The 25,022-nt window shown below is 72.2% G+C and carries 24 protein-coding genes and 1 tRNA gene; 6 read left to right on the top strand and 19 right to left on the bottom strand.

Features of this window, described 5'->3' with window-relative positions; translation table 11 throughout:
* Positions 1 to 359: 359 nt before the first annotated feature.
* The 3 genes from Dsi01nite_RS24385 to Dsi01nite_RS24395 form a co-directional block, all read right to left on the bottom strand.
* Positions 360 to 1,028: an NADPH-dependent F420 reductase gene (locus Dsi01nite_RS24385; protein ID WP_203848565.1), complete on the bottom strand. Its 669-nt coding sequence runs from the start codon at positions 1,026 to 1,028 to the stop codon at positions 360 to 362.
* Positions 1,029 to 1,101: 73 nt separating this feature from the next.
* A complete protein-coding gene (locus tag Dsi01nite_RS24390) occupies positions 1,102 to 1,527 on the bottom strand; it encodes a hypothetical protein (protein WP_203848566.1) in 426 nt (141 codons plus the stop codon).
* A gap of 63 nt (positions 1,528 to 1,590) precedes the next feature.
* Positions 1,591 to 2,010, bottom strand: a complete 420-nt coding sequence (locus Dsi01nite_RS24395) for a hypothetical protein (protein WP_203848567.1) — start codon at positions 2,008 to 2,010, stop codon at positions 1,591 to 1,593.
* A 356-nt stretch (positions 2,011 to 2,366) separates the two neighbouring features.
* Here Dsi01nite_RS24395 and Dsi01nite_RS24400 point away from each other — a divergent pair, with 356 nt between their 5' ends.
* Entirely contained in the window at positions 2,367 to 2,618 is a 252-nt protein-coding gene (locus Dsi01nite_RS24400) for a hypothetical protein (protein WP_203848568.1), read from the top strand.
* A gap of 46 nt (positions 2,619 to 2,664) precedes the next feature.
* On the top strand, positions 2,665 to 3,468 hold the full coding sequence (locus Dsi01nite_RS24405) for a hypothetical protein (RefSeq protein WP_203848569.1): 804 nt from the start codon (positions 2,665 to 2,667) through the stop codon (positions 3,466 to 3,468).
* On the opposite strand, the gene Dsi01nite_RS24410 is transcribed toward Dsi01nite_RS24405, so the two are convergent.
* The 10 genes from Dsi01nite_RS24410 to Dsi01nite_RS24455 all read right to left on the bottom strand — a co-directional run bounded on the left by Dsi01nite_RS24410 (position 3,465) and on the right by Dsi01nite_RS24455 (position 11,835).
* The gene (locus Dsi01nite_RS24410) at positions 3,465 to 4,964 is read right to left on the bottom strand and encodes a S9 family peptidase (protein ID WP_239136136.1); all 1,500 of its coding nucleotides are present in this window, start codon (positions 4,962 to 4,964) and stop codon (positions 3,465 to 3,467) included. The genes Dsi01nite_RS24405 and Dsi01nite_RS24410 overlap by 4 nt on opposite strands.
* A 25-nt stretch (positions 4,965 to 4,989) precedes the next feature.
* On the bottom strand, positions 4,990 to 5,637 hold the full coding sequence (locus tag Dsi01nite_RS24415) for a 4Fe-4S single cluster domain-containing protein (RefSeq protein ID WP_203848570.1): 648 nt from the start codon (positions 5,635 to 5,637) through the stop codon (positions 4,990 to 4,992).
* Positions 5,630 to 6,358 (bottom strand): ComEA family DNA-binding protein, encoded by a 729-nt coding sequence (locus tag Dsi01nite_RS24420; protein WP_203848571.1) that lies wholly within the window; start codon positions 6,356 to 6,358, stop codon positions 5,630 to 5,632. The genes Dsi01nite_RS24415 and Dsi01nite_RS24420 overlap by 8 nt, the downstream gene beginning before the upstream one ends.
* Positions 6,342 to 6,554: a DUF2997 domain-containing protein gene (locus tag Dsi01nite_RS24425; RefSeq protein ID WP_203848572.1), complete on the bottom strand. Its 213-nt coding sequence runs from the start codon at positions 6,552 to 6,554 to the stop codon at positions 6,342 to 6,344. Before Dsi01nite_RS24425 ends, Dsi01nite_RS24420 begins: the two co-directional genes overlap by 17 nt.
* Positions 6,551 to 7,003, bottom strand: coding sequence for a hypothetical protein (locus tag Dsi01nite_RS24430; RefSeq protein ID WP_203848573.1), 453 nt, complete (start codon positions 7,001 to 7,003; stop codon positions 6,551 to 6,553). Before Dsi01nite_RS24430 ends, Dsi01nite_RS24425 begins: the two co-directional genes overlap by 4 nt.
* Positions 7,000 to 8,586: a Ycf46 family AAA ATPase gene (locus Dsi01nite_RS24435; protein ID WP_203848574.1), complete on the bottom strand. Its 1,587-nt coding sequence runs from the start codon at positions 8,584 to 8,586 to the stop codon at positions 7,000 to 7,002. Before Dsi01nite_RS24435 ends, Dsi01nite_RS24430 begins: the two co-directional genes overlap by 4 nt.
* Positions 8,587 to 8,654: 68 nt before the next feature.
* On the bottom strand, positions 8,655 to 9,218 hold the full coding sequence (locus Dsi01nite_RS24440) for an NADPH-dependent FMN reductase (RefSeq protein ID WP_203848575.1): 564 nt from the start codon (positions 9,216 to 9,218) through the stop codon (positions 8,655 to 8,657).
* Positions 9,215 to 9,904 (bottom strand): alpha/beta fold hydrolase, encoded by a 690-nt coding sequence (locus Dsi01nite_RS24445; RefSeq protein WP_203848576.1) that lies wholly within the window; start codon positions 9,902 to 9,904, stop codon positions 9,215 to 9,217. The genes Dsi01nite_RS24440 and Dsi01nite_RS24445 overlap by 4 nt, the downstream gene beginning before the upstream one ends.
* Positions 9,901 to 11,037, bottom strand: coding sequence for an FAD-dependent oxidoreductase (locus Dsi01nite_RS24450; protein ID WP_203848577.1), 1,137 nt, complete (start codon positions 11,035 to 11,037; stop codon positions 9,901 to 9,903). The genes Dsi01nite_RS24445 and Dsi01nite_RS24450 overlap by 4 nt, the downstream gene beginning before the upstream one ends.
* 105 nt (positions 11,038 to 11,142) lie before the next feature.
* Positions 11,143 to 11,835 (bottom strand): TetR/AcrR family transcriptional regulator, encoded by a 693-nt coding sequence (locus tag Dsi01nite_RS24455; RefSeq protein ID WP_203848578.1) that lies wholly within the window; start codon positions 11,833 to 11,835, stop codon positions 11,143 to 11,145.
* Positions 11,836 to 11,911: 76 nt separating this feature from the next.
* On the opposite strand from Dsi01nite_RS24455, the gene Dsi01nite_RS24460 reads away from it, so the two are divergent.
* Positions 11,912 to 12,952, top strand: coding sequence for a DNA polymerase IV (locus tag Dsi01nite_RS24460; protein WP_203848579.1), 1,041 nt, complete (start codon positions 11,912 to 11,914; stop codon positions 12,950 to 12,952).
* A gap of 160 nt (positions 12,953 to 13,112) precedes the next feature.
* Here Dsi01nite_RS24460 and Dsi01nite_RS24465 read toward each other — a convergent pair whose 3' ends face one another.
* From Dsi01nite_RS24465 to Dsi01nite_RS24480, 4 genes are all read right to left on the bottom strand, one after another.
* Positions 13,113 to 13,580 (bottom strand): GNAT family N-acetyltransferase, encoded by a 468-nt coding sequence (locus Dsi01nite_RS24465; protein ID WP_203848580.1) that lies wholly within the window; start codon positions 13,578 to 13,580, stop codon positions 13,113 to 13,115.
* Between the two features lie 90 nt (positions 13,581 to 13,670).
* Positions 13,671 to 15,746 carry a cellulose binding domain-containing protein gene (locus tag Dsi01nite_RS24470; RefSeq protein WP_203848581.1) on the bottom strand — a complete coding sequence of 692 codons (2,076 nt, stop codon included), beginning with the start codon at positions 15,744 to 15,746 and terminating at the stop codon, positions 13,671 to 13,673.
* Between the two features lie 95 nt (positions 15,747 to 15,841).
* Positions 15,842 to 17,227: an ankyrin repeat domain-containing protein gene (locus tag Dsi01nite_RS24475; protein ID WP_203848582.1), complete on the bottom strand. Its 1,386-nt coding sequence runs from the start codon at positions 17,225 to 17,227 to the stop codon at positions 15,842 to 15,844.
* Positions 17,228 to 17,389: 162 nt separating this feature from the next.
* Positions 17,390 to 18,136, bottom strand: a complete 747-nt coding sequence (locus tag Dsi01nite_RS24480) for a DUF6308 family protein (RefSeq protein WP_203848583.1) — start codon at positions 18,134 to 18,136, stop codon at positions 17,390 to 17,392.
* A gap of 74 nt (positions 18,137 to 18,210) precedes the next feature.
* Between Dsi01nite_RS24480 and Dsi01nite_RS24485 the strand changes: the two genes are divergently transcribed.
* From Dsi01nite_RS24485 to Dsi01nite_RS24495, 3 genes are all read left to right on the top strand, one after another.
* Complete coding sequence (locus Dsi01nite_RS24485; RefSeq protein WP_203848584.1) at positions 18,211 to 18,573, top strand: cyclic-phosphate processing receiver domain-containing protein; 363 nt, start codon at positions 18,211 to 18,213, stop codon at positions 18,571 to 18,573.
* A 577-nt stretch (positions 18,574 to 19,150) separates the two neighbouring features.
* Positions 19,151 to 22,603 carry a glycoside hydrolase family 2 TIM barrel-domain containing protein gene (locus Dsi01nite_RS24490; RefSeq protein WP_203848585.1) on the top strand — a complete coding sequence of 1,151 codons (3,453 nt, stop codon included), beginning with the start codon at positions 19,151 to 19,153 and terminating at the stop codon, positions 22,601 to 22,603.
* Positions 22,604 to 22,623: 20 nt separating this feature from the next.
* Positions 22,624 to 23,166 carry a GNAT family N-acetyltransferase gene (locus tag Dsi01nite_RS24495; RefSeq protein ID WP_203848586.1) on the top strand — a complete coding sequence of 181 codons (543 nt, stop codon included), beginning with the start codon at positions 22,624 to 22,626 and terminating at the stop codon, positions 23,164 to 23,166.
* Positions 23,167 to 23,176: 10 nt separating this feature from the next.
* Here Dsi01nite_RS24495 and Dsi01nite_RS24500 read toward each other — a convergent pair.
* Positions 23,177 to 23,249, bottom strand: a tRNA-Gly gene (locus tag Dsi01nite_RS24500).
* A gap of 12 nt (positions 23,250 to 23,261) precedes the next feature.
* On the bottom strand, positions 23,262 to 25,019 hold the full coding sequence (locus tag Dsi01nite_RS24505; protein WP_203848587.1) for an ankyrin repeat domain-containing protein: 1,758 nt from the start codon (positions 25,017 to 25,019) through the stop codon (positions 23,262 to 23,264).
* Between the last annotated feature and the right edge of the window lie 3 nt (positions 25,020 to 25,022).

Here is a 25,022-nt window from a genome sequence, read left to right on the forward strand (position 1 = left end):
CTGCGGTCCGGCCCTGCTTCGGGGCTCACCGCTGCGCTGTGACCGCAGTCTGCGCCCCGGCCTCAACGCTGTGCCCCTGCCTCGCAGCTGCGCCCCGCCTCAGCGCTGCGCTTTGGCCACCGTCTGTGCCTCGGTCTCACCACTGCGCCCTGGCCTCAGCGCTGCGCCCCGGTCTCACCACTGCGCCCTGGCCTCAGCGCTGCGCCCCGGTCTCACCACTGCGCCCTGGTCTCAACGCTGCGCCTCTGCCTCGCAGTTGCGCCCCGCCTCAGCGCTGCGCTTTGGTTACCGTCTGCGCCCCGGTCTCGCACTGCGCCCCGGTCTCACGACTGCGGTTGGCCGGCGTCTGCGGCCCCGCCTCAGCGGTGTGCTTTGGCCACCGCGGTGCGCACCGTCTCGGCGTCGGCGGGGGTGCCGGCCGGGTCGCTGAACGAGCCATACGGCGGGCCGTAAGCGGGCTTGTCCGGCTGGAACCGCCAGCCGTCGGCGAGCGTTCCGACGTCGACGGCGTCATACCCGATGGCGTCCAGGAACTCCACCACGGTCCCCTTCGCCGCGGCGTCGTCACCGGCGATCGGCAGCGCGGTCCGGTCATCCGCACCCGACGGGCGGGGCAACGACGCCAGGTGCTTGGAGTAGATGTTGTTGAACACCTTGACCACCTGCGCGCCGGCTAGGTGGCGCTGCAACAGCTCGCTGCTGGTCGCCGACGCGTCGTCCAGCTCGGCGAACTGCCCGTCACGCTGCGGGTAGTAGTTGTTGGTGTCGATGACCGCCTTGCCCGACAACGGCCCGGCCGGCACCGCCTGATACGCCTTGAACGGCACGCTCACCACCACGATGTCCCCCGCCGCCGCAGCCTCGGCGGCGGTGGCCGCCCGGGCCTTCGGGCCGAGCTCGCCAACGAGGTCCTGCAGCGTCTCCGGCCCGCGGGAATTGCTCACCACGACGTCATATCCCGCCGCCACAGCGAGCCGAGCCACGGTCCCGCCGATGTTTCCGCTGCCGATGAATCCGATAGTCGTCATACCGGCGGCAACCCATGCCACCCGCTACCCATTCCCCGTCAGATCCTTATCACCTTCTCGGTCATCGCGTCCCTCAGGCCAGGTCGAGCAGGTAGTTGCTCGGTCCCCAGTCGATCTTCCACTGCTCATAGACCCCGAGATGCCCGCAGGCCAGGCAGCCGAGCCCGACAACGATCCAGCGGATGTCGTCGCCGTCCTCACACAGCGCATACCCGACCGCCGCGGCGAACTCCTCCCCACCGCACGTGCAGGCACAGGCGCACTGCACGTCGGCGTCGTCATCCCAGTACTCGACGCTGTCGGCGATGAGCTCGTGCCGCCCGCAGTCCAGGCAGGTCCGCCGGGCGGCGCTGGCCGTGTCCATCACCCACACCGCGAACCGCCGCCCGTCGCACGACCGGCAGACGCACTCTTGCACCTCGTCGACCGGTAAGCCGCCCGGGTGACCGCCCGGCCGCCGCAGGAACGCGGCAAGCTCCTCGAAGGACACACCCGTCATGTGGCACCTCCCGGCCGCGTCGATGTCATTGCAGCCGAGCGTAGCCACGGGGTACGACAGTTTTCAGGCTCCGGCGATCCGCCGCCAGAGCGCCACGTAGCCGCGCAGGATCCACGGGACGAGCAGCCAGAAGCCCAGCCCGCCGAGCGCGTGGACGGCCCACGCGCCGGCGAGGGAGGGGCCACCCCACGCGTCGCGGTATTCGCCGTTCATGCCGAGCAGCGGGCGGATCGGGTACACCACGTTGAGCAGGACTCCGGTCCAGCAGTAACCGGCCACGACCAGCGCGACCAGGTCCACCGGCACCGCGGCCAGCCCCCGCACCCGCGACAACAGTGACCGCCGCGACAGCAGCGCATCCGCCACCCGCTGCTGCGCCGCACCACGGTCGACCAGCGCCCAGATGGCGAGCGGGACGGATAGCAAGAGGAAGAGCGAGCTGCGGTACGGCTCCCCGGTGAACGGCAGCTTCCACCATGGCATCGGCTCAGCATAACGACGCCCGACAATGGTTTCTCCGTCGCGCACCGTTGGCCCGCGGGCAGGGAGGCGGTGCAGCCGCCGCTGCCACCGCCTCCGCCGGTCGATACACAATTCCGGAGTCGAATGAAATTCACCGCTGCCTGGTACCGATATCGCCAGTATTCGGTCGCCGTCGATAAGGTGTCAATGCGTCCGGAGTATTTCGAAACAAAAGCCATTTTCGAAAAAGCAAATCGCGCCTGCTGCGCGAACAGTGGGCACGGGAGGTGCATCCCGCACCTGCTCGCGATGGTGGTAGCGCGTGGTACTTTGGTACCGGAAGCACTCGCTCGGGGAGGTTCAGGTTGGCTGCCGCGGTGAACCCGATCAAGGTCGATGCCCACACCGACCAGCTCATCTCGCATGCGGCCCACTTCCTCGGCCGGTCGAAGAAGGACATCGTCGACGTCGCGGTCCGTGAATACATCGACAATCACCGGGCGGAGATCCAGGAGTCCGTCACCCGCGCCTTGCATCAGCTCGACGGCACCGTTGCCGGCTCCGTCTCGCTGCTCACCGGCATGTCCCGCAGCGAGCTCGACGACCTTGGTGGCTTCGCGGACCGTTAGCACCGGCGGATTTCCGTCCAGGATGGTATGGCCCTAAGCTTCGGCCATGTCTCGATCGCAAGGTGAGCCGGTCAGGCCGACGAAGCGTTGTCTGGACGATCTCAGTATCTCGTTTCCGCCTCTTGAGCAGCCGCTTCATGTGATCGACCACCCTGTGGCGGTGCGCGCTCAGCACGTGCCGTTGGAGGTGGCGGCACAGGGGGCGCAACGAGTCGTATCGATCACCGATCGAGTCTGGTTCAAGGTCAAGACCAGTCAACACAGGGCGGCGGTTCATCGGCTCGACCCGGTGCATGAGCACAACGCTGTGATATCGGCAGGGTCGGCTTGGTGGTGGATTGGAGCGGCCGGCACGAGGAAGGCCGACAGCGGCAACGACGACTTCTATGCCCAGCTGGAAGCCGAGTGTGGGCGGGCCGGGAAAGGAACCGGTCGGGTGTCGTCCCTGCACCTGCTCCCGCGGGACGTTGACGTGAAGCGGCTGAAGGCGGAGCTGGCGACGCAGGTGGTCGTCGGCATCAGGGACATCGTGTGCCGCATGGTGGCCAATTCGATCCGCGCCGGCAGCACGTGGTCCGCTCGACTGCAGCGGCACGAGATCTCGGTGCTGGTCCGCGCTCGAGACGGCGAGGCCTACATCGCGGTCGTCGCCGAAAGCTTCATCGACCCGAACTTCCTGGCGGTGGTATTGCGGGCGGTTCCTGGCGTGGACTCCGCTGATTGGCTGGAAGAGCCGGGCGGCGCCATGGGAATCCAGCCCGGGTTCGGCCAGATCGTCCGGTCGGCGATCATCCCGACCGAGTACCAGGCGAAAATCGTCGAGCAATACGGCGTCGGCACAGAGCGTTAGTTCGAGTCGAGCAACTGCTGGTACAGGCGCAGTTCGGCCGTCAGGGCAGTGTCGGGGCCGGTGCCCTCCAGCAGCAACAGTTCGTGCGGGGCATTCCGGGCCCGGAGCGCGGCGGCCAGCTCCACCACGTCGGCGGCCGGGACGTCGGTGTCGTCGGTGTCGTGGATGAGCAGGACCGGAGTGTCGATGGCGGCGGCTGTCACCGGGCCGGGCAGGCGAGCCGCATACGGGCGCAGGAAACGCGGCGCCGTCGACGACCACCCGGGTGGGTCGATGACCGGGGACACCGCCGTCGCCGCCGCGAACGGGCCGGGCTGCGACACCGCCCGCAACGCCGTGTATCCGCCCAGGCCCGTGCCGCGCACGAACACCTGGCCCGGCACCGCACGGCCGGCGGCGATGAGCTGCTCCGCCACCGCCACACAGCCCGCGACGTCCAAGGGATCCGGGCCGGAGGCGACGGCGAACCCGCGACTCGTGAAGTACCGCACCGCCCCAACCAGCGGTTCGACACACACGATCACCGGTGCGCTCCAGTCATCCGGGGCGCCCGCCGGAGGGTGCACGGCCAAACCGCCGTCCAGTGCCACCGGCAGCACCTCCGCAGCTCCGGCCACGACCTCCACCAGCGGCGGGTCCTGGTCGAACCGCACCACCGCGACCTGCGACGACCCGATCAGCGCCACCGAGGACCCGGACGCCGCCAGGCAGGGCCTGACCGAGGCGTATGGCAGCGGCACAGTATGAGAGGAGCCGGCGAGCAGCAGGCCGTCCCGCGTGGTCAGGACGATCCGGCCGTCGTCGAGGAAGCAGTACGACGCGTGCCCCAGCTGCCACGGCACCGCCGCGCAGTGCTCCGCGGTGGGGGCGATGGCGGTGCCGTCGTGGCGGTACAGGTTCCGGAAGCCGGTGCGGTCCGACATGAAGTACAGCATCCCGTCGGGGCCCCAACGCGGCTCGATCGCGGACTCGTCGGGGCCGCCGGCGACGCGCATCGGGTCGCCGATCTGGCCGTCCTCGTAGGCGGCGACCCACACCTCGCACCCGTCCCACGGCATGTCCCGGGCGCTCCACCAGGTCCAGGCCAGCATGCCGGCGACGAAGCGGGGCGAGCCGAAGAACCCGGCGGCCTCGGCGAGGACCCGCACGTCGCCGCCGTCGAGGGGGATCGCGACCAGGGCGTCGCCGTGCTCGTCCTCCCGGACCGCGAGGAGTTCACCGTCCCCGGGGCAGAGGTCGCCGAACGCACCCGGAGCGACCAGCACCGCAGTGTTGTCGCTGTTCAGCCGGTACAGGCCGTCGGCGCTCGCGCACCACACCGTGCCCTGGGTGACCGTGAAGTCGCCGCCGCCGTACGCGTGCACGCCACCGCCGACCCGGAACCCGGGTGGCGTCAGCTCGACCGGCTCCGCCCCGGGTTGATGGCGCACCAGGGCACGGTCGGTGTTCAACCAGTACAGCGTGCTGTCGTCGTACCGCAGCCAATCCAGGGACACGCGGCCGATTGTCCAGGACGGCGCCTCACAGGTCGGCGAGGAGGGTGTCCAGCGCGTCCAGGTCCGCCCAGCCGTTCACCGCGACCCGGCCGTCCGGGTCCACCGTGACCTCCACCCGATCCGGGGTGGCGGTGAGGTCGTCGAGGAGGTGCGGGAAGCGGTCGGTGAGCAGGACGAACTCCTGGTTCGTCGAGCCGACCCAGGGGCGGGCGAGGTCGAGGCGGTCGGCGAGGTACGGGCCCGCCACCAGCAGATCGGTGCCGGCCAGCAGGGCGGCGACGTCGGCGCGGCCGGTGGCGACGGCATGATCGAGCTGCGCGGTGGTGTATCCGGTGAACGTCATCACCGAGCGGCCGGCGGCCTGGACGGCGGCGGCGACCTTCGCGAGGGCGGCGGCCTGGTCGAACGGCTCGCCGCCGAGCAGGGTCAGGCCGGAGGTGTCCGCGGCGAGGATCTGGGCGGTCAGCTCCTCGGCCGGGGTGAGCCGGCCGCCGCGGAAGGTCCACAGGTGCGGGTTGAAGCAGCCGGCGCAGTGGATGGTGCAGCCCTGGACCCACACGGCGGTGCGGTCACCAGGGCCCTCGGCGCGGGTCGAGGTGAGGAACCGCGCGACCGCCACCCGGTCGGGGTCGGCGGCCGGCCGTGGCAGAAGCGGGAGCAGGCGGTCAGACATCCAGCACCCGGCCCTGCGGGGCGTGTCCCGTCGGCGGGGTCCGCGGGCTGCACGTCAACTGGGTCCGCAGCGGTGCGAACTGGTGTGGGGCCAAGCCGGCGGCGAACGCGAACTCGTCCACGCTCGTGAACCCCGACCTGGTCCGGCGTTCCGCGACGAGCCGGTGGGCGCGGTCCAGGTCGAACCCGGGGAGCAGCCGGGCCAGGTCCTCGGCCGTGGCGGTGTTGACGTCCACGACCGGCGGCGCCGGGGCGTAGTACGCCGCCGGCTGCACCTGCATGGTCGGCGGCAACGGCACCGACGTGGGTGGGAACGCCGGCGGTGCGAACGGTGTCGCTGCCGGCCAGGTGGGTGGGGGTGCGGTCGGCTGGGCGTACCAGGGCACGTAATTCGCCTGCCACTGCAACCACGACGAGTTGATCAGGCAGGCGTGCACGATGCTGGCAATCCAGACCGCCACAAGCAGGCCCGACGCCCAACCGCTGGTGGAGCTCTTGTCCTCGGAGCCACCGACGAACGCGAAGCTGCCCCAGCTGAGCAGCAGGTAGACGATGCCGGGGATCCACCAGGACGGTCGCCTGGCGCGCAGCCCGATGACGAGAAACCCGAAGCCGCCGAGGCAGCCCAGGCCGAGGATGGGCATGAGCAGCCACCAGCTGTGCAGGATCCGCCAGCTCAGCTGCGCGCCCGGGTTGGGTGGGCGGTTAGGTGCGTTCAACATCGTGCTGCGTCTCGACGGTCCGCACGTCGGTGTGGACCCTGGTGTAGTCGGCGGTGTACGCGCTGTCCACGGTGCGGGCGTCGAGCAGGTCCTCCAGCACCGCGATGTAGTCCAGGCACGCCTCGCCGAGCAGCCCTTCGGTCTTGGCGCTGATCTGCCCGTCAGCGGCAACGGTGACGATGATCCGAGGGTTCACGACCTGCCCTCCACCGCGAAGGTGAGCCGGACGCTGCTGTCGGCGGCGACGCTCTCCGACTCGAGCCGCAACCCGGCCGCCGGTGCGCGCTCGCGCAGCCGCTGCAGCACCGCACGCTGCACCTGCAATCCGTAACCGGCGTCGATCGCGCGGACGATGTCGACGGCGCGGGCCTCGTCGACGTCGCCGGTGAAGTGCGCGGCCCAGATCCCGTCCTCGGTGCGGGTGAAGCGGGCCTGCGCGCCCCGCCACCGCGCGACGATCTCCCCGGCGCCCTCGGTGACCTCGGCGTCGGTGCCGCGCAGCGCGGCGGCGAGCAGCGACGCGTCCCGCATCCGGGTCTGGACCTGGCAGATCACCTGGTTCTGCTGGTCCCGGCTCGATCGCATCCCGTGCGCGGCGCTCACGGCCGCCACGGCGAGCGGGACCAGGATCAGTGACACACTCATCCGGCACCTCCTGTCGATGTCGCGGAACCCGTCGGGTCCCAGTCCTCGGCCGCGGTGGCGGCGACCGCTCGGGTCTCGGCCCAGCCGCGGATGGCGGCGACCCGCTCGGCCTGGGTGACGCTCAGCGGCACCATGTTGACCGCGGCGCGGATCAGGTCGTCCTGGCGCAGCGGGCGGCGCTCGGAGAACGCGTCGAACAGCCCGGCGACCACCGCCTGCTCGATCTCCGCACCGGAGTACCCGGCGCTGAAGTCGCACAGCTCGCGCAGGACCCGGTCGTCCAGCGTCAGCTCGCCGGCGACCGCCTTGTGCCGCATCCGCCGGGCGAGATGCACCTTCCAGATCGAGGCGCGTTCGGCCCGGGTGGGCAGGTCGACGAAGAAGATCTCGTCGAAGCGGCCCTTGCGCAGCAGCTCCGCCGGCAGCCGCTCGATGTCGTTGGCCGTGGCGATCACGAAGACGGCCTTGGTCTTCTCCTGCATCCAGGTGAGGAACGTGCCGAAGACCCGTGGTGTCGTGCCGGAGTCGCCGCCGCCGGTCGCGAAGCCCTTCTCGATCTCGTCGACCCACAGCACGCACGGCGCGGTCGCCTCGGCGGTGCGGATCGCGGTGCGCATGTTCTGCTCGCTGGACCCGACGATGCCGGCGAAGACCCGGCCGACGTCCAGGCGCAGCAGCGGCAGCCCCCACGCCGCCGAGACGGCCTTCGCCGTCAGCGACTTGCCGCAGCCCGGCACCCCGGTGATCAGCACGCCGCGGGGCGCCGGCAGCCCGTACTGCGCCGCGGCGGCCAACCAGGAGTTGTCCCGCTTGGCGAGCCACCGCTTCAGGTTCTCCAGGCCGCCGACGTCGGCGAGGTCGACAGCGGCGTTGACGAACTCCAGCACCCCGGACTTGCGGACCGCCTGCCGCTTCTCCTCGTGGACCACGTCGAGGTCGTGGATGTCGAGCACGTCGTCGCTGACCATCGCGCGGGCGAACGCGTTCTCCGCCTCGTGCAGCGTGAGACCGGCCGCGGCCTTGGCGAACCGCTCCCGGTCCTCGCCGGTCAACCCGATCCGGATCCGCCCGCCGCCGGCGTTGTTGGCGATCATCCCGTCGAGCAGTCCCCGGATCTCGTCCTCGCTCGGCAGCGGGAAGTCGACGATGGTGATGTCCTTCTCCAGCTCGACCGGGATGCGCAGCACGGGTGCCACGATCACCAGCACCCGCGGCACCTGACCGGCCTTGAACGCCGCCGCCACGTCCCGGACCCGCCGGATCGCTGTGTCGACCGTCCGGTCGCCGCCGCTCAGCGCCGCGTGGAGGTCCTTGAAGATGAACACGGCCGGCACCTCGGTGCGTAGCACCGCCTCCAGCGCCGCCGCCGGCTCGGTGGTGCCCTGCCGCGGGGTGCCGTCGGGCTGGATCAGGCCCCCGGTCGCCGACCAGGTCCACACCGTCCGCAAGGTCCGCAGCAGCGCCGCGTCCCGGGCCACCGCCGACACCTCCGCGACGACCCGCTGCTCCTCGTAGGACTCGATGTAGAGGACCGGGAACCGCGCCTTCAGCAGCTGGGTCAGGTCACCACGAAAGCCGCGCATGCCCCGTGACCTCCTCGAATCCCGGTTGCGTGGGCCCGACGGTAGCAACGCCGCGCCACCGCCGGCGGTTACGTCGCGGTGCGCAGCGGGGCGAGTGCGGCGCTCCAGGCGACCACCTGATCGAGCAGCGTCGTGAGGGCGGCGTCCTGGTAGGCGGCGGGCGCGAAGTCGGTGAGGTCGCGGAAGTCGGTGGCCAGGTTGAGGGCGACCTGCGCGGTGACGTCGGCGACCTGCAGCGAGCCCATGACCAGGCGCAGCTGCTCGGCGGCGCGGACGCCACCGTTCCAGCCGTAGGAGACGAGGGCGGCGGCCTTGTTGTTCCACTCGGCGTAGACCCGGTCGAGGGCGTTCTTCAGCGGGCCGGGCAGGCTGTGGTTGTACTCGGGGGTGACGAAGACGTAGCCGTCGTATCGGGCGACGGTGGCGGCCCACGCTCTGGTGTGGTCGTGGGTGTAGTGGCCACGCGCCGGTGGGACGGGCTCGTCGATGTCGGGCAGCCGGTGCTGGGCGAGGTCGAGCAGCTCGAACCGGGCGTCGGTGCGCTCACCGGCCCGCTCCAGGACCCAGTGGGCGACGGCCTCGCCTTTGCGGCCGGGGCGGGTGCTGCCGAGGATGACGGCGATCGTGGTCATTGGGGGTTTCCGCTTTCGTTGAGGAACGCGTCGAGGGCGGCGAAGGTCTGCTCCGGGGCTTCGCGCATGGGCAGATGCCCGCCGCCGGGGATGAGCTCGAAGCGGGCGTCGGGGAAGGCGGCCGCGTAGGCGCGGCCGAAGTCGGGGCTGATCACCGGGTCGTGCTCGCCCCAGATGAGCAGGGCGGGGAGGTCCAGCTCGCGGATCCGGTCCAGCAGGGTGGGGTCGTGCAGGTCCGGTCCGGTGTACGCGGTCAGGGCGGCCATGCCCGCGCGCGGTGGTCCGCCCGGGCCGGTGGTCGGCGGTGGTCCGCTGGGCGGCCGGATCGGGTGTCCGGGGATGTGCGGGCCGATGGCGTCGATCAGGACCAGCCGGGCGACCCGCCCCCATTGGTCGATGGTGGCGAGCTCGGCGGCGACCCAGCCGCCGAAGGAGACGCCGACGACCGTCGCGCCGGTGACGTCGAGGCTGGCGAGCAGGTCGAGGTAAAGCCGGGCGAGCTTGGCGACGCTGTCGAGGTCGTCGGGGCGGGTCGTGTCGCCGAAGCCGGGATGCACCGGGGCGATCACCCGGTGCCCGCCGGCCAGGTGGGTGAACAGGGTGTCTACGCTGTCCGGGCCGGCGGCGCCGTGCAGGAGCAGGACCGGGCTGCCGTGCCCGGCCTCGCGCACGTCGGGTGCCGTCATTGGGCGTCCGCGTAGGCGGCGAACTGCTCGAGCAGGCTGTGCGGGGCCCGCTCGTCGAAGCAGAGCTCCAGGTTGCGGGCGGCCTCCCCGGCGGCTTCGGCGCTGCGCGGGAACAGGTCCCGCTCGTAGGCGGTGAGCGCGGCCTCGACGTCACCGGGATGGGCGGCGATGGCCTTGCCGAGCTCGGCGCCGTCGAGCATGGCGAGGTTGGCGCCCTCGCCGGCGAACGGCGACATGAGGTGGGCGGCGTCGCCGAGCAGCGTGACACCGGGGACCCGGTCCCAGCGGTGCTGGACGGGCAGGGCGTTGATGGTGCGCGGGACCAGGGCGCCGTCGGCCTCGGCGATCAGGGCGTGGAACTCGGGCGCCCAGTCGTGGAAGGCTTCGAGCAGGACGGCCTTGCCCTTGTCGGTGTCGCTCCAGTCGACGGTGTCGATCCAGTCCGCCGGTGTGGTCAGCGCGATGTAGATGTGCAGGCTGCCGTCCGTCTCGCGGTGGGCGAGGAAGCCCTGACCGGCGCCGAGCGCGAAGAGCATGCCGGCGCCGACCGTCTTCGCCGGGCCGGGGTGCCGCTCGGCCGCGTCGTGGTGGTCGAGCTCGACGAACGACATCCCGGCGTAGGCGGGCATGGCGTCCGACAGCAGCGGCCGCACCCGCGACCAGGCGCCGTCGGCGCCGACGAGCAGGCCGGTGGTGACGGTGGACCCGTCGGCGAAGGCCAGCTCGTGCGCGCCGCCGCCCAGGCTCCGCACCGCCGTGACCTTGCTGCCCCAGCGGATCGTGCCCTCGGGCAGCGAGTCCAGCAGCATCCTGCGCAGGTCGCCGCGGTCGACCTCGGGCCGGGTGCCGTCACCGGCGTCGGTCTCGTCGGTGTGCACGGTGCCGTGCCGGTCGAGGATCCGGGTGGCCTCGCCACCGGGATGGATGATCGTGCGGAACTCGTCGAACAGGCCGGCGGCCCGCACCGCCACCTGGCCGTTGTAGTCGTGGATGTCGAGCATGCCGCCCTGCGTCCGGGCTTCCGCCGAAGCGTCCAGCTCGTAGATGGTCGACGGGATACCGTGGACGTGCAGCACGCGGGCGAGCGTCAGGCCGCCCAGGCCGGCGCCGACGATCGTGACGGGTGTGGTCATGGCTTCCTCCAAAGGCTGGCTTTTCGATCAACGCTAAAGAACCTATTCGTGACGAACATGTTCTTCAGGGGTATCGCAACCCGCTTGAAACGCGGCGGGAGCGGGTCAGGACGCGGGTACCGCGACCGTGGAGACGCCGGTGATCAGGACGTCGAACATCCAGGACAGCCGCTGCTCGCCGGTGCCGGAGAACAGCTCGTCGCGGGCGCGGGCGATGTTCGGGCAGTCCTCGTCCCCGGCGTCGTGCAGCGCCTCGACGAACGCGTCCTGCTCGTCCTGCGCGTCCACCGCCTCGCTGCGCACACCCTGCTCGGCGGCGGTGGCGGTGGCGTGCTGCAACAGCAGGTCCACACCCCACGCCGCCTGCGCCACCGGCACGCCGCCGGCGTGCAGCAGCCCGAGCAGGGCGTCGACCAGGTGCACGTAGTTCGGACCCGACGGGCGCAACGCGAGGACCGACCGGGCCAGGCTCGGCTGGCCGAGCAGCACCCGCGTGTAGTCGGTGAGCAGCCCGATCAGCGTGCCGCGCCAGCCCTCGCCCGAAACCGCCGGGTCGGGCCGGCGCAGGTCGGCGAGCAGCTCGTCGAGGATCGCGCCGTGCAGCTCCGCCATGTTCTGCACGTAGACGTAGAGCGAGGCCGGGCCGGTGTCCAGCTCGGACGCCAGGCGCCGCATCGTGACCCGCTCCAGGCCCTCCTCCCGCATGATCTGCACCGCGACGGCGACGGCACCCGCCCGGCTCAGCGGCGGCTTGGCCGGCCGGTCGCGGCGGCTGACGGGGACTCGACGAGGACTCATAACACGATCGTAGCGAACGTGTTCGTCAGTGCCAAGTTGCGACCCCCGCCCGGCCGGGTGCGATTAGGTTGGACGGGTGAGCTGGTGGTTGCTGCACGTCGACCTCGATCAGTTCATCGCGGCCGTCGAGATCCTGCGCCGGCCCGAGCTGCGCGGCCGGCCGGTCGTCGTCGGTGGCGACGGCGACCCCACCAGGGCCCGGCAGGTGGTGGCGACCGCGTCCTACGAGGCCCGGGCGTTCGGCGTCCGCTCCGGCATCCCGCTGCGGGTCGCGGCGCGCCGCTGCCCCGACGCCGTGTTCCTGCCGTCCGACCCGCCCGCCTACCGGGCCGCGTCCGCCGACGTCATGGCGACACTGGCCCGTTTCCCCGTGCAGCTGCAGGTGTACGGATGGGATGAGGCCTTCCTCGGCGCCGAGACCGGGGATCCGATGGCGCTCGCGGCCGACGTACGCCGGGCCGTGCTGGACGAGACCGGCCTGAGCTGCGCCGTCGGCGTGGGCGACAACAAGCTGACGGCCAAGCACGCGGCCCGCTTCGCCAAGCCCGGCGGGATCCACCAGCTGACGGCCGGCACCTGGATGGCGGCGATGGGCGCGAAGCCGGCCGCCGAGCTGTGGGGCATCGGGCCGAAGACCACGAAGAAGCTCACCGCGCTGGGTTTGCACACCGTTGCCGACCTCGCCGGCGCCGACCCGGCCACGCTGACCGAGCACCTCGGGGCCAACGCGGGCGGGTGGCTGCTGCTCAGCGCGAGGGGTACCGGCGAAACCACCGTCGACACCACACCGTGGGTCGCCCGGTCGCGCAGCCGCGAGACCACCTTCGCGGCGGACCTCACCGACCGCGCCTCGGTGGCGCAGCAGGTCGCCGCCCTCGCCCGGGCCCTGGGCGCCGACGTGGTCGCCGACGGGCGGCGGGTCACGCATGTCGCGGTGAAGGTGCGGTTCTCGTCCTTCTTCACGCCGACGCGGGTGATGAAGCTGCGCGCCGGGCCGACCACCGACCTCGACGAGATCGAGCGGGCCGCCATGACCGTCCTGGACAAGTTCGACCTGGACGGCGCCCGGCCCGTGCGGCTGGTCGGCGTCCGCACCGACCTGGCCATGGACCCCTAAGGCCTGTGTCGAAGTAGGGGCCGGGCTGCGGCGGGCCCAGACGCCGCCTGGACCCACGCCGGTCACGTCCGGATACAACCCCGGTATCCGGCCGCGCCCGGCGCGGCCCCAGCCGACGCCTGGACCTCGCCTCGCTCCGACCCCTACTTCGACACAGGCCTTAGACCAGGTCCCGGTAGTAGTAGAACATCGGCTCGGCCGCGCCCGGCTCGGTGTTGCTGAACCCGTGCGCCTCGTAGAACCGCCGCGCGTCCACGTCCTCACCGTCCACATTGATCTCGAACGTCTCCGCGCCGCGCTCCCTGGCCAGCTCGCACGCGGCGGTCAGCAGTGCGTGGCCGTAGCGCCGGCCGCGCAGTCCGGGCCGCACGTAGAGCTCGTCGAGATTGACGACCGGCCCGTCGTACCAGGCGTTGACCCGGAACGACAGCACGGCGAGGCCGGTCGCGGGCTCCCCGGTCAGCAGCGCCACCAGGTCGTCGCCTGCCAGGAGTCCCTTCAGGCGTCCGGCGAGCACCTCGGGCCCCGGCGACGGGGTCTCGAACTCCCCGTTGAACGCGTCCAGCATTTCGGCGACGAGCTCGGCGTCGGCGGGCGTCGCCCGGCGCACCGGGTGCGTGTGCTCCATCCGGCCATCCTCCCGCCCGCCCCGCGAGCCGCAACCGCATTTTTCGCCGCCGGGCCGGCAGGCGGTGCTGCCGACCCGGCGGGCGGAGTGCTACGCGGTGGTGGTGCAGAGCGTGCCGTTGAGGCGGAAGGCGGTCGGCAGGACGTTCGGGCCGTTGTACGCGCCGACGAAGCCGGTGCTGGTCGCGCCGCCGCCGGCGGCCAGGGCGCCGTTGGTGTCGGCGTTGGTGACCTTCACGTCGCGGCCGGTCTGGGTCCAGTTGCCGTTCCAGCTGCCGCTGATGCTCTGCCAGGCGGTGGGCCAGGTGAACGTGAGGGTCCAGCCGTTGATCGGATACGGGCCGGTGTTGGTGATGTCGAGGTTGCCGACGTAGCCGTTGCCCCAGTCGGTGACGTCGGTGAAGCGGACGGTGCAGGTGCTGGTCGCCGGGGTGCCGGTGGTGAACGTCAGCGGCGGCGAGGACCACGAGACCCGGCCGGCGGCGTCGCGGGTGATGACGTTGACCGTGTAGCGGGTGCCGGGGTTGAGGTTGTGGACCTGCAGTGAGGTGCCCGGGGTCTCGCCGAGCTGCTCGCTGATGGTGCCGTTCTGGCGGTACACCTCGTACTTGGCGATCGGGCTGCCACCGGCGGACGCGGCCGGCCACGCGATGGTCGCCGTGGTCCCGGTGGTGGCGGTCAGCGTCGGCTGGCCCGGTGCGCCGGGTGCGCCGGTGGTGGTCGAGGACGGGTGCAGCACGAGCAGGGTCAGCGAGTACGGCGGCAGGGTCTGCGCGGCGGCGGTGCCCGCCGGTGCCGTGGACGGTGCGGGGTCGCCGTTGCGGAACGAGGTCACCGCGGGCGCGCCGGCGGCGGGGGACCAGCCGGAGTACTGGATCGCGACCGGCCGGGCGTTGTCGGGATCCTTGTTGATCAGCAGGACGGCCAGGTCACCGTTGGGGCGCCGGGCGGCGTGCGCGCTGACCAGGGGGTCGGCGGTGCCGGCGCGGACCAGCTGGTCGCCGGTGCGGATGAAGGACTTCATGACGCTCAGGGCGTGGTAGGGCGCGAACGGCGTGTTCATGGCCGGCTCGCAGACCGTGCCGCCGGTTTGGCAGCCGCCGCTGGACAGCAGGCCGAAGTCGCCGTAGTCGGTCTGGCCGGCGACGGTGGACACGGTGCCGATGCCGTTGTGCACGTTCCACCACTGGACGGTGAAGACGCCGTTGTCGAGCAGGCTGCTGTACGCGTCGGCGAGGAACAGCGCGCCCGGCTGGGTGTTCTGGCCGACGCCGACGTTGAGCTCGGTGAAGCTCACCTTGATGCGTGCGGTGGCCCCGGTGCCCGCGTGCCGGGCGATCTGCTGGCGGGTCAGGAACATGATGTCGTCGATCTGGTTGGTCTTGGTCAGCGACTCCGCGGCGGTGCCACCACCCGGGTACCAGTGCAGGTCGACGAAGTCGATCGACGGGCCGGCGACGGACAGCACGACCTGGTTCCACGTGCCGGCGTCACCGGAGCCGACGATGCCGTCCGGCCAGTTGCCCGGCGTGGTGAGGACCGCACCGATCTTGATCGTCGGGTCGACGGCCTTCATGGCCGCCGCGAAGGCCACCACGCCCTCGGCGTAGGCGCGCGGGCTCTTGTCGGCGTGGTTGTCCGCCTCCCACTCTGAGCCGTAGTGGCCGTTGCCGTAGTTCTCGTTGCCGATCGTCCAGTACTTCGCGCCGTAGCCCTTGGTGACGTTCGCGTAGCGGACCCAGTCGGCGGCTTCTTCCGCGGTACCGGTGCCGTAGTTCGCGATGATCATCGGCTGGGCGTTGATCCGGCGTACCGAACCCATGAACGTGTCGAAGTCGGTGTTCGGGGCGACATATCCGCCCGGAGCGGTGTGGTCGCGCCAGTGGTAGATGTCGGCATACGAGCCGCCCGGATAGCGGATCATCTGCGCGCCGGCGGCACCGAGCAGGTCCGACACGGCCGTGGTGCCGAGCTCGGCGTCCCAGATCGCGTCGTTGACCCCCAACGCGGTGTCCGGGACGGTCGCCAGGCCCGCTCTGGCGTTCACGGTGACGGTGGTCGGGGCGGGGTCGGCGGCCGCGGCGGGGCCTGGCACGGCGGCCGACATCCCGGCCGCGAGCAGGAGCGCCGCGCCCATCACGGCACGGCGGCTGAGTCCGATCTGCATGGCGGTCCAATCGGAGAGCGTGGATGGAAGCGCTCCCATGCTGGGGATGGCCCCGGATCAGGTCAAGCGCTTCGACACGTCTCAGGCCGTGACCACTACTCGGTCCGTGAACGTTCCACGGTTGCCAGGTATTCGGCCACGGCCCACTGCTGGTTGTGCTCCGCCCAGCCGCGCGGCGTGGCGTGGTACGAAGGGTCTGTGCGGAACGGGTCGGCACCCAGCTCGAGGAGCGCCCGGACCGTGTCGAGGTGGCCGTGGAACGCCGCCTGGTGCAGCGCCATGCCCTGGACCTCGAACCCCAGCCGCGCCATCAGCCGCACCGCGTCCGTCCGGCCGTCGGTGGCGGCGGCGACGAGGTGGTGCGGCGGGGCTTCTGTCGTCCTGAGCCGTTCGGCGGCTTCCTCGTCGGCCCGCATGCAGGCCCCGAGGAACCGCAGCACCGGATCGTCGGCCTCCCCCAGCAGCTCGCCGTGGCCGTACATGGTCGCCACCTGCCGGGCGGTGTGCCCGCCGAAGACGGGGTGCGCGGTGCCCACGCCGTCCGGATCGGCGCCGTGGTCGAGCAGCAACCGGACCCGCTCGACCAGGTGGTGCCGGGCCGCCTTGATCAGCTCGTCCTCCAGCAGCTGCGACGGCGCCGGATGCGTGTGCCCGAGCCGGCGGTGCCACACCCCGCCGTCGCCCCGGCCCAACCCGTGCCGCAGCAGCAGCCGCAGATAGTCGTCCCCTTGCCGCTGGAGGCCGCAGTTGTACAGCGTCTGACTGTCATTCGGATCCGCACCCGCGCGCAGGAGCAACTCGGCCAGCTCCAGCCGGAACTGGTGCGGCGGCGGCGCGCCCTCCCCACCGCCGAACGCCCCCGTCAGCACGGTGAACGGCGACGTGAGCCCGTCCCACAGGAACCCCGCGTCCGGGTCGGCGCCCCGCTCCAGCAGCAACCGGGCCACCTCCAGCGTGGAGTGCCCCGGCGCCGTGCTGTCGATGCGGGAGTACGCCACGTACAGCAGCGGCTCCCACCGGTGCGGCCCACCCTGCCGGTTCGCCAGCCCGGGATCACCGTCGAGGAATGCCCGCACCGCCGCGACGTCCCCGACCGCGGCGGCCGTGTGGATCGACTCCCCGGCCAGCTCCGGCCGCTCGGCCAGCATCCGCCGCGCGCTCGCCCACCGGCCCGGATCGTCGTTGCTGTAGGTCAGGCAGGCCAGCGCGAGGAACCCGGCCGGCTCCCGGTGCGGCGACCGGCTGAACCGCTCGATCACGTCGAGGGTGGCCCGCAATGCCGGCCAGCTCGCGAACCCGTAGGACCGCGCGACCACCAGCAGCGCGTCGCTGCGGGCGAACGTCTCCGGCGGGTCCGGATGGAACTCCCGCACCCATCGCAGCGCCTGCGCATCCCCGTCCCGGACCCACCGCTGCAGCGTCTTGGCCTGGTTGCGGAGGTGCTCGACGTCGGGACGGTCGGGAAGACGGCGGGTCGGCACGGCATGCCTCCTTGTCCGGATGCCTGGCGTCCGCTTGCGCAGGCCGGAAAGGAGGTGAACACACCGGCAAGGCCACGATCTTCCAGGTGGGCTGTGCCCTTCGCGCGGACCGCCGGCGCCCCGGGCGCCACCGACAGCCTAAGCGACCCACCCGCACGCGTGCTACGCCCCGCCGCCCGCCGGCGGCGAATCGCTCAGACCCGGGCACCCCTTGCCCCTGGAGTGCTGATCGCGATGGCGCATCCAGAACGTCACGTCGAGGATCCGCAACGCACTGATCTCCCGGGGCAGCCCCGCTTCACCTCGAAGCTCCGCCAGCCGCTGCGCGAGAACGCCGTCGCGCTCCCGCAACTTGGCGTCCAGCCAGTGCCAGAACTTGGTCGGAGCGCCGTAGGCGCAGCGCACCACGTCGTCGTACACCGGGATGAGCTTGGGGCGCTTCCGCGCGAGGAGCTTGCCTGCCGTGACCCACCCAATGCCGTCGCAGTTCGTCAGCAATCGCCAAGCCGTGTCGGCTGGGCTGCCATCGGCCACCCGCTTGTCGGCATCTCCGATGCCCAGTGCCGCATCGAGCGGAATCTCATGCAGGGCCCGGGCGACCTCGTTGCCGAGATTCCCTTCCAGCAGATCGAGCGCGATCCGGGGAGGTACCTGCACGCTGAGCATCTCGACGGCAATCAGGTCGTCTGCGGTGATGACATCGCAACTCGCGGCGCGATCCCCGCCGCCGGCAAGAAGCTCGAAACGCCCGCCCGTGAACGGGGACATGCCGCCTAGCGGCAAGCCAACTCCGAAGTACTTCCGCAGGTCCGGTACGGACCGGGGATCGTCGAGCACCCGCAGCATCGTGGTGAGACCAATACCCATCTTCGCCCTGTCTGTTCGAGTGGATTTCGGCGCGTTGGCCATTGCTCTTTGACGGACGCCGGTGCCGCCGAAATATTGCCGCGGGGTGTGGCGGCGGGGGCGGCTACGGTGCGGCGATGGGGAGTGCGCCGCGGGGCAGCGTTGTCCTGGTCGACGATCTGCGGTCGTTCGTGGACGGGCGGGCGGCGGAGGTGGCGCGGACCAGCGCGGCCGGCGTGGCGGTGCTGGAGCGGCACCGGGGGAAGCGGATCGACGAGTTGTGGCTGGATCACGACCTGGGCGGCGACGACACGATCTGGCCGGTGGTGGAGGTGCTCGAGCTGGCCGCGTTCGAGGGGTGGCCGTTCGACATCGGGGTCGTCCTCATCCACTCCGCGAACCCGCCCGGCGGGGCCAAGATGCTGCAGGCGTTGCGCCGCTGGGGCTACGAGGTCCGGCTGGCCGCCGGCTCTCCGCACGTCGGCTACCTGGGCGCGTAGCCGACGAATCGTGTGCCCAGTCGGCGTCCATGGCGTGCACCGGCTGGCTCCCGCATGGTCGATCTTGCGGTTCGTGATCGAACCCGTGGATTGGCTACGCGGGCGACCAGCGCGCGACTTTGATCACTGCCCGCTGATCAAAGTCGCCCTGCGGCCGCCCGCACAGCCGCCCGCACAGCCGGCTAGCGACTTCGATCACGACGGCCCGACGCGGCTGTTCAGGCACTCCGGTCCCCTGGCGCATTTTCGATCATGTTCGGGTTGATCGAAGGCGCGGCCGGGTCGTCCGGGCGACCAATCCGCGACTTCGATCATCGGCAAGATCCGCTCGGGAGTCGAAGCCGCCGCTCGGGAGTCGAGGCCGCCGCTCGGGAGTCGAAGTCGCCGGTCAGGGCCGAAGCTGCCGTCGGGGGCAGAGTCGCGGTCGGAAGCGTGATGTTGAGCCGCACGCGGAGGGGCGACGAGATCGATGGTTGACGAGTTGCGGAGAGTGCATTAGCTTCGCGGCTACTGCAAGTCGCTTCCGGAATCGGATCCGCCCGTAGCTGATTCCGGTAGGACGATTCCGGAGGCTCCTGTGACCCCGCATCGGCGTGACGTCCTCAAGCTCCTCGGTGCCGGCACGGCCGGTGCCCTCCTGCCCATCCCGGCCAGGGCGAAAGCCGCCCAGGCGGCCGGGACCACCCAGACGCTCGACGGGGTGTGGCGGTTCGCGACCGACCCCGGCAACACCGGTGAGGCGGCCGGCTGGGCGCAGCCCGGGTTCGACGACTCCGGCTGGGCCACGCTGCAGATCCCCGGCAACTGGGACGTGCACGACGCCTGGGCCGGCTACCGCGGCTGGGGCTGGCACCGCCGCACGGTCGCGGCACCGGCGGTCACCGCCGGCCAGGTGGTGCGCCTGCGGTTCGAGGCCGTGTACCACCGGGCCAGGGTCTGGTTCAACGGCGTGTATCTCGGTGAGCACGTCGGTGGGTACACGCCGTTCGAGTTCGACGTGACGAGCCGCCTGCAGAGCACCAACACGGTCGTGGTCGCGGCCAGCAACACCTACACGATCGGGGCCTGGTGGCCGTGGGGTGGGATCAGCCGGTCGGTCTCGCTCACCGTGGACGCCGCGGTGCGGATCGAGCGCCAGCACGTCATCGCCACGCCCGACCTGGGCACCGGCGCGGGCAGCGTCGTGAACTGGGTGACGCTGTCCAATGCCGGCGCCGCCGCGAAGACCGTGACCGTGCGCAGCGTTTTTCCGTGGGGTGCGTCCACCGCGACCGTCACCGTCCCGGCCGGAGGCACCGCCGAGGCGCGAGTGGACAGCGGCGTGGCCGCAGGCGGGTTCGAGTTGTGGGGGTTGGACCGGCCCACCCTGTACACCTGCGACACCACCGTCAGTGAAGGCTCGACGGTGCTCCACCAATGGGCCGACCGGTTCGGGTTCCGCAAGGTGGAGGTGCGGGGCACGGCGCTGTATCTCAACGGGGAGCAGGTCCGGCTCAACGGCTACAACCGGGTCGGCGACGACCGGGTCGTCGGGGCGACCGAGCCGACCTACCTGGTGCGGCGCGACCTCGACCGGATGAAGGCGGCCGGCGCGGGGCTGATGCGCATCCACCACGTGCCGCAGACGCCGGAGCTGCTCGACTACGCCGACGAGATCGGGATGCTGCTCATCGAGGAGATCCCGGTCTGGGGCAGCGGGGCGAACCTCGACCCGGCCGACGCGACGACCCGCGCCGAGCTGCGCGACATGATCCGCCGCGACTACAACCACCCGTCGATCGTCGCGTGGTCGGTGGCGAACGAGATCCAGGGCGCCAGCGAGGCGGGGCGCACCTTCGTCCGCGAGATGATCGCGTACATCAAGTCCACATTGGACAGCACCCGGCTGTGCACCTACGTCAGCAACAGCTTCGGCAGCGCCGCGACCCCGGGTGCGGAGGCGTTGCAGTACACGGACTTCGCCTGCATCAACATGTACGGCGGCTTCGCCGGCGGCGCGGACCACGTGCACGGCCTGTACCCCGACAAGCCCGTCTTCATCTCGGAGTACAGCTCCGACAGCTTCACGTTCCCGACCAGCCGGGAGGACGTCGACTTCCGCACCACCAGCGACGCCGCGGCGACCGTGTTCCCCGGGCGGCCGTGGATCGTGGGCAGCTCGCACTGGACGTTCAACGACTATCGCAGCAGCTTCGGCGGCACGTCGCCGGACCAGGTCCGCGGCTGGGGCATCCAGAACGTGTGGGGGCAGCGGAAGCGGGCGTACGCGCAGCTGCAGGCCACCAACTCGGTCGTGCGGAGCCTCGGGATCACCACCTCGGCGGGGCTGAGCCTGCTCACGGTCGAGCCGCGAGCCTCCATGAGCGCCGACGCCCCGGCCCGGATGCTGCGTGGGCACCGGCTCGCCTGGCAGGTCACCGACGCGCAGGGCGCCGTGATCGACGGGCGGATCGTGCCGTTGCCCGACATCGCCCCGGGCGCCGCCACCCTCCAGCGGGCCGTGCGCTGGACGGATCCGGGCACCGCCGTGCGGCAGCGGCTGACGCTGCTCGCGCCGTCCGGCCACGAGGTCGCTTCCGTCACGCTGGATTCGCGGGTGCCGGACGCGCCGGTGATCCGGCAGGTCATCGCCGCGAACGGGTCGGCCCGGGTCGTCTTCGACCGGGTCGCCAACGCCGACAACTACCGCGTGGTCGGGGCCGCGGGCGCCGACACGGTCAACGGGTTCGCCGACCTGACCGGCCTCACCAACGGCACCGCCGTCCAGCTGCGGGTCGTCGCGCTCAACGGCGCCGGCACCTCGGCCGCCTCCGCCCCGGTGACCGTCACGCCCACCGGCACCCTCGCGCTGCCACCGAAGATCCAGGACGTGGTGCCCGTCGCCGGCGGGTTCGTGCTGGGCTTCATCGTCGCCCCAGGCGCCACCGATCACCAGGTGCAGGCCTTCGCCGGCGGGAGCACCGTGCGCGACTTCACCACGGCGCTGAAGGGTTCGGTGCGGGTCACCGCCACCGCCGACACCGTGCGGATCAAGGGATCCACCACCGTGTGGAGCGAGGCGGCGCCGGTGCCGTTGCCCGGCATGACGGTGCACGGCGCCCTGGCCGGCGACGACCGGGTCGCGGTGCGGATCACCCCGCACCCCACGGCCGAGCGCTACGAGGTGACCGCCACCGGCGGTGGCCGCACCGTGGTCCGGGTCGTGGAGTCCTCGGCCGTCGAGCTGCTGACCGTGACCGGGCTCCTCGCCGACACCGCCCAGCAGGTCAGCGTCCGGTGCGGGACCGCCGCCGGCTGGTCCGCCCCGCAGACCCTGACCACGCGCACCACGCCGCCGCTGCCGACCGGCGCGCCGGGCACCCCGACCGGGCTCGGCAGCTCCACCAGCGGCGGTGTCACGACGCTGGTCTGGTCCGCGGCCGCCGGCGCCGCCGGCTACCTCGTCGCGGCCGCCGACTGCGGCCCGGAGCGCACCGTCGCCGTCGTCGCCGGCGCGACCACCCTGGTCCTCGGCGCGCAGGGCACGGTCGCGGGGATCGCCTACCGCGTCACGGCCGTGGGTGAGGGCGGCACCAGCGCGCCGTCGGCCGGCTACGTCGTGCCCGGCACCCCGGGACCGCGGCAGGTCACCGTCACGCCCCTGGACACCACGGTGGACTGCGCCGGGAACATCCGGTACCGCGAGACCGGCACCTGGCTCGCGAGCAGCCTGACCGGCGTCGACGGCACACCGAGCCGGTACAGCAACACCAGCGGCTCCACCGCCACCTGGGCGCCGACGTTGCGGGCGGCCGCCACGTATCGCGTCGAGGCCTGGGTGCCGGCGAGCACCAGCAGCACGACCGCCGCCGCGTACCAGATCACCCACGCCGGCGGCACGGCCCAGGTCACCGTGGACCAGGTCGCCGCGGGCGGGACCTGGCGCACCCTCGGCACCTGGGCGTTCGCGCAGGGCACCGCCGGCAAGGTCGTCCTGACCGCCGGCACCACCTTCGCCAGGGCGAACGCAATTCGGTTCACCCCCGTCTGAATGGGTGCCAGGATGGCGCGATGCAGTTCACGATCAGAGCGGTGCGCGGCGAAGACTGGCAACTGGCGAAGGAGCTGCGGCTCGCCGCGCTCCAGGACCCGGTCGCGTCGATCGCGTTCCTCGACACGTATGAGCGGTCGGTCGTGCAGGCCGACGAGTTCTGGCAGGGCCGCACGGCCGACGCCGCCGAGGGCAGGACCGTGCGGCAGCTCATCGGCGAGGACGGCGACGGGCGCTGGCTGGGCACCGTGACCGTCCTCGTCGAGCCGGCCGGCGTGCAGGACTACTTCGGCCACACCCCCGCGGTCGCGCAGACGCACGTCGTCGGGGTCTACGTCCGGCCCGAGGCGCGCGGCACCGGCCTCGCGCCGGCGCTGTTCGAGGCCGCACTGGCCTGGTCGTGGGCGCTGCCCGACCCGAAGATCGAGCGGGTCCGGCTCTACGTGCACGAGGACAACGCCCGCGCCCGGGCCCTGTACGAGAAGGCCGGCTTCACCCGCACCGGGGTCGCCGTGGCCGTCCCGGCGGGCCGCGAGTTCGAATACGCCGTCGACCGGGACTGAGGGGCAGGGGCAGGACCGGCCGGAATCGAACCGGCGTCCTCCGCCTTGGTAAGGCGGTGCGTCGACCTCTGCGCTACGGCCCTGCCGGTGGCAGCCTACCGCCGCTGGATCAGGTCGCGGAGGAAGGCGAGGTCCTGCCGGCCGGTCCAGATCGGGGCGCGGGCATACGGCCGCTGCGACGTGGCGTGCGGGTCGGCGCCGGCCCCCAGCAGCGCCCGCACCAGCTCCGGCGAGCCGTAGTCGACGGCCGGGTGCAGCGGCGTCTCACCGTTGAGGTCGCGGGCGTGCACGTCGAGGCCGGCGGCGAGCAGCCGCGGCAGCAGGTCCACCCCGGTCAGCCACGGCAGCAGGTGCAGCAGCGTCCGGCCGCGCTCGTCGCGCACCCGCGGGTCCAGGCCGCCGTCCAGGGCGGCGGCCACCGCGGCGGCGTTGCCGTGCAGGACCAGCGTCAGGAATTCGCGGCGCAGGCCACGCATCGGGCCGGGCATCCGCACGGCCGGGTTCCGCCACCCGTCGTGGGCGGCGACGCAGCCCTGCACCTGGCCGCCGAGCGCCTCGATCATGCGCTCCCGCTGGATCTCGGCCGGCGGGTGTGGCATGTGGACGGTGCCGTCGCGCAGGAGCACCTCGTGCGTGGCGTGGTTGCACTGCACCCGGACCCGGTCCCGCAGCCCGGGCGGCGGGACCGGTGCGGGAGCCGTCCCGGCGGGGAACAGCGCCGCGTGCACCAGCGGATGCAGCTGGTCCGGCCGCATCGCCCCCCGGAACAGGGCGGTCAGCTCGGCCGGCCGGCGGGCCAGCACGTGCGGCAGCCGCGGCACCCGGTCCAGTTCCAGCCCGAACTCGGCCACCTCGGCGCGCCGTCGCTCGTCGTCGACGCGGTGGTACGGCACCCCGGCGACCAGCCGGGCCCGCGGCCGCCCGGTGTCCAGGCGGTCCAGCACGACGCACCGCCCGCGCACGTCGATGCGCACCAGGCCGGCGTGCTCGTCGACGTGGAGCGGCAGCGCGTCCGGCCGCGGCTCCGGCACCACCTGGCCAGCCTCGCGGCCCGACGGTGTGAACATGAGCCGGTGCTCCGGCTCCTTGGGCACCGGCGCCGCCGCGCGCACGTCGTCCAGGTGCGCCGCGATCCGGCCGGCGGCCCCGGCCAGCGCCGCGTGCAGGGGCCGCAGCCAGGCCAGCGACCGCTCGACCACGTTTCGCCTCGCCCGGTCTCGTCCGCCCTCGTCGCGGAACGCGGCCGGGTCGATGCGGTCCCGGCTCCAGCCCGGCTCGAACAGCAGCACCTCGAGGTCGAACCCGGCGGCGGCCCACGCGTCGGCGTGCCGGCCGTCCTCGTCGAGCAGCACGGCCCGCTCGACGGCCGCCTCCGGCCCGTCGCCGGTTGCCGGCCGGCCTGTCGTGGTGAAGAACGGCAACCGCGTAACCCCGCCGCAGCGGGCCAGGAGCTCACCCGTACACCTGGAATCCCAGCGATCGCGAAGGTGCAGCAGAGATGCGTCCCGCCGGCCGGCGGTGGCGCTGTCCAGGCGCTCGAAGCGCAGCGTGATCCGCTGCGGCGGCAGGTCGAAGCGGTCCGGCGTGCGGGCGACCAGCGCGTGCACGTCGGGGAACAGCGCCAGCGGCAGGAGCAGCCCCGGGCGCAGCAGGCCGTCCGCGGGGCGCCGCGGCAGGTGCCAGCGCAGCAGGTCCGGCACGAGATGCCGCAGCTCGTCCTCGACCCGCGCGGCGGTCTCGGCGCCGTGGACCTCCCGGATCGCGGCCAGGTCGAAGTCCACGTCGACGGCCGCGGCGGCGCACGCACCACGCCAGTCGCCGGCCAACCGGCGCGCCGTCGCCCGCTCGATCATCTC

This window comes from Dactylosporangium siamense (assembly GCF_016862795.1).
Lineage (GTDB): Bacteria > Actinomycetota > Actinomycetes > Mycobacteriales > Micromonosporaceae > Dactylosporangium > Dactylosporangium siamense.

Coding starts and splice junctions, on each gene's coding strand:
- Dsi01nite_RS24465 (WP_203848580.1), bottom strand. CDS start 13,580: ATGGAGCACACGCACCCGGTGCGCCGGGCGACGCCCGCCGACGCCGAG.
- Dsi01nite_RS24395 (WP_203848567.1), bottom strand. CDS start 2,010: ATGCCATGGTGGAAGCTGCCGTTCACCGGGGAGCCGTACCGCAGCTCG.
- Dsi01nite_RS24435 (WP_203848574.1), bottom strand. CDS start 8,586: ATGCGCGGCTTTCGTGGTGACCTGACCCAGCTGCTGAAGGCGCGGTTC.
- Dsi01nite_RS24485 (WP_203848584.1), top strand. CDS start 18,211: ATGGGGAGTGCGCCGCGGGGCAGCGTTGTCCTGGTCGACGATCTGCGG.
- Dsi01nite_RS24430 (WP_203848573.1), bottom strand. CDS start 7,003: ATGAGTGTGTCACTGATCCTGGTCCCGCTCGCCGTGGCGGCCGTGAGC.
- Dsi01nite_RS24420 (WP_203848571.1), bottom strand. CDS start 6,358: ATGTTGAACGCACCTAACCGCCCACCCAACCCGGGCGCGCAGCTGAGC.
- Dsi01nite_RS24455 (WP_203848578.1), bottom strand. CDS start 11,835: ATGAGTCCTCGTCGAGTCCCCGTCAGCCGCCGCGACCGGCCGGCCAAG.
- Dsi01nite_RS24440 (WP_203848575.1), bottom strand. CDS start 9,218: ATGACCACGATCGCCGTCATCCTCGGCAGCACCCGCCCCGGCCGCAAA.
- Dsi01nite_RS24450 (WP_203848577.1), bottom strand. CDS start 11,037: ATGACCACACCCGTCACGATCGTCGGCGCCGGCCTGGGCGGCCTGACG.
- Dsi01nite_RS24415 (WP_203848570.1), bottom strand. CDS start 5,637: ATGTCTGACCGCCTGCTCCCGCTTCTGCCACGGCCGGCCGCCGACCCC.
- Dsi01nite_RS24445 (WP_203848576.1), bottom strand. CDS start 9,904: ATGACGGCACCCGACGTGCGCGAGGCCGGGCACGGCAGCCCGGTCCTG.
- Dsi01nite_RS24480 (WP_203848583.1), bottom strand. CDS start 18,136: ATGGCCAACGCGCCGAAATCCACTCGAACAGACAGGGCGAAGATGGGT.
- Dsi01nite_RS24495 (WP_203848586.1), top strand. CDS start 22,624: ATGCAGTTCACGATCAGAGCGGTGCGCGGCGAAGACTGGCAACTGGCG.
- Dsi01nite_RS24405 (WP_203848569.1), top strand. CDS start 2,665: ATGTCTCGATCGCAAGGTGAGCCGGTCAGGCCGACGAAGCGTTGTCTG.
- Dsi01nite_RS24505 (WP_203848587.1), bottom strand. CDS start 25,019: ATGATCGAGCGGGCGACGGCGCGCCGGTTGGCCGGCGACTGGCGTGGT.
- Dsi01nite_RS24470 (WP_203848581.1), bottom strand. CDS start 15,746: ATGCAGATCGGACTCAGCCGCCGTGCCGTGATGGGCGCGGCGCTCCTG.
- Dsi01nite_RS24390 (WP_203848566.1), bottom strand. CDS start 1,527: ATGACGGGTGTGTCCTTCGAGGAGCTTGCCGCGTTCCTGCGGCGGCCG.
- Dsi01nite_RS24385 (WP_203848565.1), bottom strand. CDS start 1,028: ATGACGACTATCGGATTCATCGGCAGCGGAAACATCGGCGGGACCGTG.